The sequence below is a fragment of the Anaeromyxobacter sp. PSR-1 genome (assembly GCF_000964525.1).
Classification (GTDB): Bacteria; Myxococcota; Myxococcia; order Myxococcales; family Anaeromyxobacteraceae; genus Anaeromyxobacter.
In genome coordinates this window covers 1-8,135 of the sequence record NZ_BAZG01000193.1, presented here as the reverse complement: position 1 = coordinate 8,135, position 8,135 = coordinate 1, and the positions used below count along the sequence as shown (strand labels likewise).

The 8,135-nt window shown below is 72.5% G+C and carries 6 protein-coding genes and 1 tRNA gene; 2 read left to right on the top strand and 5 right to left on the bottom strand.

Translation table 11 applies throughout. From position 1 onward, the window contains the following. From PSR1_RS23910 to PSR1_RS19745, 4 genes are all read right to left on the bottom strand, one after another. Positions 1 to 607, bottom strand: a 607-nt coding sequence (locus PSR1_RS23910; protein WP_152643390.1) for a hypothetical protein, incomplete at its 3' end; no start/stop codon positions are given. Positions 608 to 616: 9 nt separating this feature from the next. Beyond that, positions 617 to 2,047 carry a DUF3987 domain-containing protein gene (locus tag PSR1_RS19750; RefSeq protein WP_059439125.1) on the bottom strand — a complete coding sequence of 477 codons (1,431 nt, stop codon included), beginning with the start codon at positions 2,045 to 2,047 and terminating at the stop codon, positions 617 to 619. An 11-nt stretch (positions 2,048 to 2,058) separates the two neighbouring features. Next, positions 2,059 to 2,319: an AlpA family transcriptional regulator gene (locus PSR1_RS23560; protein ID WP_082100316.1), complete on the bottom strand. Its 261-nt coding sequence runs from the start codon at positions 2,317 to 2,319 to the stop codon at positions 2,059 to 2,061. A 436-nt stretch (positions 2,320 to 2,755) separates the two neighbouring features. Beyond that, positions 2,756 to 2,828 (bottom strand) — tRNA-Thr (locus PSR1_RS19745). 111 nt (positions 2,829 to 2,939) lie between these two features. Here PSR1_RS19745 and PSR1_RS19740 point away from each other — a divergent pair. Both PSR1_RS19740 and PSR1_RS19735 read left to right on the top strand, forming a co-directional pair. After that, on the top strand, positions 2,940 to 3,278 hold the full coding sequence (locus PSR1_RS19740) for a hypothetical protein (protein WP_059439124.1): 339 nt from the start codon (positions 2,940 to 2,942) through the stop codon (positions 3,276 to 3,278). Positions 3,279 to 3,339: 61 nt separating this feature from the next. Next, the gene (locus tag PSR1_RS19735; RefSeq protein WP_059439123.1) at positions 3,340 to 5,049 is read left to right on the top strand and encodes an HNH endonuclease signature motif containing protein; all 1,710 of its coding nucleotides are present in this window, start codon (positions 3,340 to 3,342) and stop codon (positions 5,047 to 5,049) included. On the opposite strand, the gene PSR1_RS19730 is transcribed toward PSR1_RS19735, so the two are convergent. After that, positions 5,046 to 8,135, bottom strand: a 3,090-nt coding sequence (locus PSR1_RS19730; RefSeq protein WP_370539105.1) for a BamA/TamA family outer membrane protein, incomplete at its 5' end; no start/stop codon positions are given. The genes PSR1_RS19735 and PSR1_RS19730 overlap by 4 nt on opposite strands.

The window sequence follows — 8,135 nt, the reverse complement described above, 5'->3', positions numbered from 1 at the left end:
GGTGGGCCGCCCCCAGCAGTTCCCGCGTAACGACCGGGCGCGCTGGATCGCGCGCGATCGCGAGCAAAGCGGCCACGTTCACCCACCGCTGGAGTCGACTCTCCAGCAGGGGGATAGAACGCTCCTGTCCTGCGTCACGGACGACGCCTTGCCAATCCTTGGCAGCCTGCGCATCCAACCGAACCACGATGCGAGGTTGCGTGCGGTTCTTGATCGCGAGGAGCCGGTCCGCGACCTGGGATGGCAAAGGCCCTAGTTCGATCGACCCGTTCACGATGCTCACGCAGGTCGCCGGGACAAGGATGAGCCCCTCCTTCACTTGTGGAAGATGGGGCCACGCGGACAACCTCGACGGCGGTGGCGAGCCGTTCCACAGGTCGGCGATCAGGCCATTTGCTGCTGAGACGATCCGGTTTGCATCTGCGCCAACGAAGACGTAGGCGTGCGGCGTCATGCGCTTCCATGCAGCACGCTCGTCGTCATCGAAGGGCACTTGGACCTGTCCGCGATCATCGACGACCTGCGACAGAACGCCGAGGGCTGCACCGTTCGCCAGCCCGGAGTCGCCGGCGATATTTCGGAAGAACTGTTCAAGGCTGGGCAGCATCGATGCTCCTCACTTCCAGTTCGGGCCGAGCGTGTAGACCTCGCCGGTCGTCTTGAACTCCTTGAATGCCATGTGCTTGTCGAGGAGCCGAAGTACGTCTGCCTTCACCAGCTCGGCGAGGGCCCTACCAAGCGCGGACCCATCACCTGTAAACGGCTGCACGTCGCGCAGTCGCTTGTTGAAGTAGTTCCGGGGGATGAAGTTGCCCCTGCGGAACGAGTGTCCGATACCGTAGCGTGGCGCTGCTCGCTGCTCGGGCGTGAGCGCGATGAACTCGACCACCTTCCTGCAAATCGCAGCCTCGGCCTTCGACTGGCTGCTGCCTCCGACCTCGCCCCGCTCAAACCGCCGCAGAATCGTACTGACGCTCCGACGTACGAGGCAGATGGCCCACTCTGCATGGTCGCGGGACACCTTCGCGTCGTGCGGTGCGTCGAAGACAGCGGCGAGCGTCGCGAGCTTCAGGGCGTATAGATGTGCGCGGTTCCACGCTTGCCTGTGGACTTCGTTCAGTGAGCCTCGGATGGTTTCGTCAACTTCGCGGTCGAACGCATCCAGCATCACCTTGGCGGCGGAACTCATCGGAACCCGCATGAAGGTGCCATCCTGCTGCATCCGCAGGGTGATGGAGGCGAGCGTGCCGATCTGGTTGACGAGATCTGGCGGAGGGGGACAGCCCGCGTTCGGGTTGCTCGGCGGACGATCTCCCGCGTACTCGAGCACGGAGAAGCGTGGGATGAGCCCGTCTTCAATGTGGCTCGCGTCCAGTCCTTCGAAGAAGGCCCCCGGAGTGGACTCACCGAGCAACGTGAAACTCGGCGACCGTACGATCTTCGTATTCTTCTCGGCGTCGCTGTATGCGCTTTCTCGGATGAGCTTGTCTTGGCCACTTCGCGACCAGAGGTCGAGTAGCATTTGGAGCAGGTACTGTTCCGCGCTGGTCGCCCGTCCACTCGTGAGTCGTTTCAGCGTCTTCCCGATCTCGCCGAGCATCGAGACGAAGCAGGGCTTTTCATCGAGGACACGAATGAGGGCCTGGCCCGAGGCTAGTGCGCTCGGGCCAATGAACTCATCGATCATGGGGACTTGAGGACGAACGAGGTCGACCATTCGATCGATTGCGTCTTTTGCTCCTTCTTTGCCGACCCCGGTAAGAGCGAGCAGGATGATATACAGATTCAGGCCAGCGCCGGTCTCGGTGTTGAACTGCCGTCCCAGGATCCCAGCAGCCAGAGCGAGCGCGGCGGCCAAGGCAACTTCGGGGACGGGCCGAAGTGCGCTCTGGAAGAAGTACAACGCGAGTCGGCCAAGCAACCCCGGCGGCAGCGGCGGCGTCTCTGAAATGTTGGCTGTGGCCACAGGCTCGGCCGCGGGTAGCGCCTTGGTCTCGGTCGCTGTGGCGGCCTGCCAGAACTGGCCGATGTTGTCCCATCGCGACATGAGCGCCCCGGCTACTTCTTCCAAGGCGGGGTCGTGTCGGTGCTCACGGGCGGCGCCCGCGTAGCGGCTGCCTTCTCGGCCATCCAGCTTTCGATGACTTCGCGGGGCCAGCGAACCGTGCGCGGGCCGTAAGTCACTGGCTTCGGGAAACGGTCCTGAGCAATCCAGCGGCGGATTGTCATCGTTGTCACGCCGAAGAACGACGCGACCACGTTATACGAGCAGCTATCGGGTAGATCGGTCCGCAGGCGCGCAGCAACCTCATCGGCCATGTCAGGCTCCCCTTGAGCGAGATGCGTGCGTGTGTCCGGCTGGGGAACCTGACAGCTGCCTTACGAGGAACGCGCGCTATTAGTGAAAACGATGGTACCTGTGACAACACGTCGGCACAACGGTCATCCTGAAGCCGTCTTCACCAAACTGGTGATCGTCGTCGCCATGCTCCACGTCTACCGGAACTCGCGTGAGAGGATCGAGTGCCCGACGATTCGGCTCCCCACTGACGGGAGCACTACGATCGTCCCCGGACTGTGAGTGCGGGCGGTCTCAGCGCGTGGTGCTCGCGGCGCCGTGACGAGAGGGGGCGAGCGGGTATGCGACGGGTTCGTAACCCGCGTCACACCCCCGGTCGCACCCCAGGAAGAGGAGCTAAAACGAAGGGGTTGGTGCCTCTCGGCCCAACCCCTCGTAAGTTCGTCCGAAATTCAGAGCCGACACCCAGACTTGAACTGGGGACCTGCTGATTACGAATCAGCTGCTCTACCAGCTGAGCTATGTCGGCGGCTCTGCTGAAGCGCGCGTTTTCTAGCATCGCCCACGGCGGGCCGCAAGGGCTCGCAGGCCTGGGCCGCGGGCGGTCGCGCGGGGGCGGGGGCGCGCCTAGCTTCCGTCCATGGCCGTGAAGAATCGACCGGGGGCGGCGAAGCAGGCGCTGGCGCAGCAGCGCGCGGAGGTGCGGCGTTCCGCGCCGGGCAAGCGCTTCGTGGGCGACGCGGCGGCCCAGTCGCGGGAGGCCCGGGAGGCGGAGCGGGAGCGGGTCGAGCAGCTGGCGGCCGAGGACGCGATTGCCCGGGCCGAGACGGCCGAGCGGGAGCGCCTGGAGGAGATCCACGAGGAGGCGCTCTCCGACATCCTCTCCGACCTGGTCCGCGACACCTGGCAGCTCGCCCGCACGCTCGTCTCGGCGCCGTTCCGCATCGTCCGGGCCATCCGGACGCCGCGCACGGCCTGACCCATCCGCGACCTCCGCGCCTTCGCTCCGAGTGTCAGAGGCGCGTGGTACGCCTCGTGGCGTGGACGCGATCGTTCTCCAGCAAATCCAGCCGCTTGACGGCTCGGCCGGGCTGGAGGCGCTCGCGGCGCGGGCGTGGGAGCTGGAGGTGCCGACGCCGTCCACCCGGCGGTTCGTCCTGCGTCCGGAGGCGGCGGAGCTGATCGACGGGCTGCTGGCCCGGGTGGCCCGGGGCGCGGGGGCGCTGGACGTCGCCCTGGGCCGGGGGCTGCGCGCGTTCGAGAGGGGCGGCGGTCCGCTTCGCCTGGGCTACTCGAGCCTGGGCGACTACGCGCGCGAGCGGCTGGGTCTCCCGGAGTCCACCTCCCGCCGGCTGGCGCGGCTCTCGGCGGGCCTGGACGAGCGCCCGCAGCTCGACGCGGCGGTGCGCGCGGGCGAGGTGACGCTGCGCAAGGCGCAGGTCGTGCTGGGCGTCGCCCGGGGGCCGGACGAGGCGCGCTGGGTGGCGCGGGCGCGGGTCGAGACGGTCCGGGCGCTCGCGGCGGCGGTGCGGGCGGCGTCGGGCCGCGGCGGCGTGACGGCGGGCGCGGAAGCACCGTCCGAGCCGCTGGTGCCGGTCGAGCTCGAGATCTCCGACCCGGACCGCGCCGCGCTGCGCGAGGCGCTCTCGCTGGCGGGCGCGGCGCTGGGCGCGACGGCGCCGCCGTGGCAGCGCCTCGAGGCGCTCTGCCAGGAGTACGTCTCCACGCACCCGGAGCCGGAGCGGCTCCGGCTCGAGGACCTCGACCCCGACGCCGCGGCGGCCGCGGGCGCGCTGGAGGGCGCGCCGTGGGGCCGGGGCAGCGAGTGGTGGGACGCGGCCCGGCTCGCGCTGGAGGAGGAGACGGAGCGCTGGAGCTACCTCGAGCGGCTCGAGCCGCTCCCGGCCCCGGATCCGGTGCGCGGGCTCGCGCCGGGCGACGTGCACGCCCTCGACGCGCGGCTGTGCGAGCTCGCGGCGATGCGCACGCGCTGGGACGCGCTGGTGGGCCACCTGGGCCTGCTCATGCGCTCGCTGGGGCTCTGGCGCGAGGCGGGCTTCGCCTCCTTCGGCCACTACTGCGCCGAGCGCCTGGGCATGTCGCTCCGCGCCATCGAGCAGCGCATCGCGCTCGAGCGCCGCCTCTACTCGCTGCCGCCGCTCCGTGCGGCGCTGGCGGACGGGCGGGTCTCCTACGGCAAGGCGGTCGTGGTGGCGGCGGCCGCCGACGAGGACACGGTCGAGGCGTGGATCGCGCGGGCGGAGACGACGCCCTGCGCGGCGCTCCGGCGCGAGGCGGAGGCGGCGGAGGACGCGCAGATGTGTTCACGCCGGGCGTGGAAGGCCCGGCTGCCCGCGGGGGTGGTGCAGCTGCTCGACGCGGCGCTGGGCGCCGCCCGCCTCGCCGCGGGGAGGCGGGTCCGGGACGGCGAGTGCCTGGGGATCATCGCGCGGCACTTCATCGACACCTGGAAACCGTTGCTGCGCGGCCGGCGGACGCTGGCCAGGCGGGTCCTGGAACGCGACGGCGGGCGCTGCCTGGTCCCGGGGTGCACCCGCGCGGCGGACCACGCGCACCACGTCTGGCAGCGCGCGCGGGGCGGACCGGACGAACCCTGGAACCTCGCCTCGCTCTGCCTGCCGCACCACCTCGTCGCGATCCACGGGGGCTTCCTGCGCGTGCGCGGGAGGGCGCCGCATGGGCTGGTGTGGACGTTTCCGGGACCGGGACGGGGATCCGGGCCCGCCTAGAACGACTCGCCCACCGTCACGTACGCGGTGACGGGGTCCACGCCGGGCTCGCTCCACTGACCGTCGAGCACGCGGCCGAACCCGCGGGCGAGGCCGAGGCGCAGGTCGGTCCGCAGCCAGTACCCGAGCACCAGCTCGGCGCGGAGCTCGGCGCCGGCGGCGAACCGCAGCTCCTTCCACGAGAACGTGTGCCCGGCGAAGGGCAGCTCGCCGGGGAGGTCGAACGCGTCGCCCGCGTCCACGAACACGGTGCCGTGCACCCGCCGCAGGAACACGGGCCAGGTGGAGTACCCGCGCACGGGCGCGAGCAGGGGGAAGCGCAGCTCGAGGTTCCCGAGCGCGAACGCGCTGCCGGCGAGCCAGCCGTAGGGGTAGCCGCGGAGCTGGTCGGGGGCGACGCCGGCGGTCTGCATCACCACGGCCACGGGATCCACGGTCGCGGTGCCGCCGAGCTCGTACGGCGCCCGCCCGCCGATGGACCCCTCGGCGACGCCGCCGGCGAGCCGGAGCGCGAGCACGGTGTGCCGGGTCCCGGGGACGCGCAGGTACTGCGAGAGGCCGAGCCGCGCCCGGGTGAGGCCGAAGTCGCTGCCGATGGTGGGGTCGGCGGCGCGCACCGACAGCGCCACGGTCCGGCCCTCCTCGGGCGAGATGGAGCGCACGTACCGGCGCGCGTCGCTGTACACGGCGCGGAACGACGCCTCGGAGAGGTACCCGTCTCGCCACTCGAGCCAGTCCGAGGTGGGCGCGCGGCGCGTCTCGCCGAGCACGTCGTACGACGTCCCGGCCCAGCCGAGCCGGAAGCTGAGCGTCTCGCCGAGCCCGGGGAACGAGAAGCCGAGCCCGGCGGCGACGGGCGTCCACACCGACTCGACGCCTCGCCCGCCGGGCGCGGAGTCGAAGTACCGCACCGAGGACAGGTCGAGCGTGGGCCACGACCAGCCGCCCTGGTACGAGAACGCGTACCCGGGCTCGCGCCCGCCCTCGCTCCACCACGCCTGCAGCGCCCACGCGTGCCGCGCGAGCACGTCGGCGCCGCCGGTCATGGCGCCGTAGATGCTCCCGGCGCCGTCGCTGCCCCACAGCGGCAGCCACCACCGCGGGCCGACGGTCTCGAGCGCGCGGTAGGGCCGCGAGGGCAGGGGCTCGGGCGCGGCCTGGGCCTCGGCCTGGGCCCCGGTGGTGAGCGCGGGCGCGGGGGGCGCGGGCGTCGGCTCGAGCCAGGTGGCGGGGTCGAACGGGACGGTCGCGACGTCGTAGCCGTCGCGGCCGAACGTGACGAACGCGACGGTCCGCCCGTCGGGCGACACGGCGGGCTGGAACGCGCCGGTCTCGACGTTGGTCACCTGCCGGACCTGGCCGGTGGCGGCCTCCCACGCGTACAGGTCGTAGACGCCGCCGCGGTCGGACGCGAAGAGCAGGTACCGGCCGTCGGGCGTCCAGGTGGGCCCGGTGTCGAGCGCGTCGTCGTCGGTGACGCGCCGGACGGCGCCGTCCTCCCACAGCGCGAGGTCGCGCCGGCCGCTCTCCTGCAGCTCGAACGCGATCCGCCGGCCGTCGGGCGACGGCGCGGGCGCGTACACCTGGGCGCCGGGGCGGGCGAACAGCACCTCGACCTGCGCGGGCGGCGGGGTCTCCAGCTCGGCGCGGCGTTCACGGAGCGTCATGTCGGCCGGGACCATGGGCGCGGGCGGCAGCGTCCGGCGCACCAGCGCCATCCGCCCGCCGGCCTCGTGCCGCACGTAGACCACCGCCCCGCCGCCGGGCACGACGGCGGGATCGCCGGCGCGCTCGCCGTCGGTGAGCCGGCGCCGCGCGCCGCGCGCGAGGTCCACCGCCCACAGATCGTCGTAGGTCCGGTGCAGCCGCCACACCTCGCCGATCGCCACCACCGCCTCCCGCGGCGAGGCGAGCGAGAGCGCGCCGTTCGCGTCCACGGTGATCGCGCGGCCGAGGTCGGCGCCGCCGGGGGTCACGAGGTAGGTGCCGGGCCGGCGGTCGAGGTCGCGCTTCTGGTACGCGAGGAAGCTCCCGTCGGGCGACCAGCGCGGCGTCTCCACCCGGCCGCCGGCGCGCGTGAGCCGCGTGGGCGCGGTCACGGGCCGCTCGTGGACCCGGGCGCGCACCGCCTCGGCGTGGCGCCGCTCCTCCGCGGCGTACTCGGCCCACAGCGAGGGGAAGTCCCGCCCGCCGAACGCGCGCGCGCCGGCCCAGCTCGGCGCGTAGGGCCACGCCTGCGAGCCCTGGTCGGCGACGAACGCGGCGATGGCGGCGTCGCCGTACCGGGCCCGCAGGAACGCCATGAAGCGCCCGCCGAGCAGGTACGGCGCGGTGCCGAGCGGCCACTCGAGCATGGGGTTCGAGATCTGGTCGAGCCGCGGGAACGGGCCGTCGAGCGCGAGCGTCCGCGCGTACATGTCGTGGATGGCGCTGGCGTTGCGTCCGGCGCCGGGCACGGCCTCGCCGTCGGCCTCGTGCAGCACCGCGAGCCCCTCGGCCATCCAGCCCGGCGTGAGGCCGTTCGGGACGAACAGCTTGCCGAACACGGCGTTCGCGAGCGCGGGGAGCCCGCCCACGTGGTCGAGGTGCAGGATGTGGACGTACTCGTGGAACACCAGGCTGGAGACCCAGTCCCGGTAGTCGTTCAGCTCGGAGAGCCCGGGCGGCGGGACGGCGTAGAGCCGGATGGTGTCGTACGGCAGCGGCGTGGCGAGGCCGTTCGCGTCGTCGGTGTCGTCGGAGAGGACGAGCTCGGTGCGCTCGCGCGGCGCGAAGCCGAGCACGGGCGAGAGGATCGCGTGCGCGCGCTCGGCGGCGCGGGCCACCTCCTGCGCGAGCTCCTCCTCGCCCTGGTGGTGGTGGACGCGGAAGTGCGGGGTCTCGATCGTTCGCCAGCGGAAGGCCGGATCGTAGAGCTGGGCGCGCGCGGCGGCGGGCACGAGCGCGAGCGCGGCGGCGCAGGCCAGGGCGAGCCGAGCGGCCGTGGAGCGCGCGACGCGGAGGCCGAGCGCGGCGCGGGGCGCGCGGCGCCGGGGAGCGCGGCCCGCCGGGCGGGCGTCGCGGGGCGCGGGGGCGGTCACTCGGGG